Origin of the sequence: Phycicoccus jejuensis, from assembly GCF_000720925.1 — a bacterium.
Taxonomy (GTDB): Bacteria; Actinomycetota; Actinomycetes; order Actinomycetales; family Dermatophilaceae; genus Phycicoccus; species Phycicoccus jejuensis.
On the sequence record NZ_JOEE01000059.1, the window covers coordinates 1 to 327 of the forward strand.

At 73.1% G+C, this 327-nt stretch carries 1 protein-coding gene; it reads left to right on the plus strand.

All coding sequences use genetic code 11. From position 1 onward, the window contains the following. The coding region (locus IG69_RS22600; protein ID WP_036830704.1) for an Ig-like domain-containing protein at window positions 1-327 on the plus strand (327 nt) is incomplete at both ends.

The following is a 327-nucleotide window of genomic DNA, read 5'->3' on the forward strand; positions in this document are numbered from 1 at the left end:
GAGCAAGCTGCACGTCCTCGACAACGACACCGACGTCGCCGGGTCCGTGCTCGCGATCGACCAGCGCGACGTGACGGCCCCGACCCTCCGGGGCGCGACGGCCACCGTGTCGGCCGACGGGCAGGCCGTCGACCTGTCGGTGCCCGCGGGGACCGAGGGCCAGCAGCTCGAGTTCTCGTACAAGGTCAACAACGGCAAGGTCACCTCCAAGGGAGCGGCCCGCGTCTCCGTGCGGGTCGTCGGCGACGAGGTCAACTCCGCGCCGACCCTGCGGCCCGGTGGCGCCCAGCTCACCCAGCGGCGCTACCCGGTCATCGCGGGCAAGCG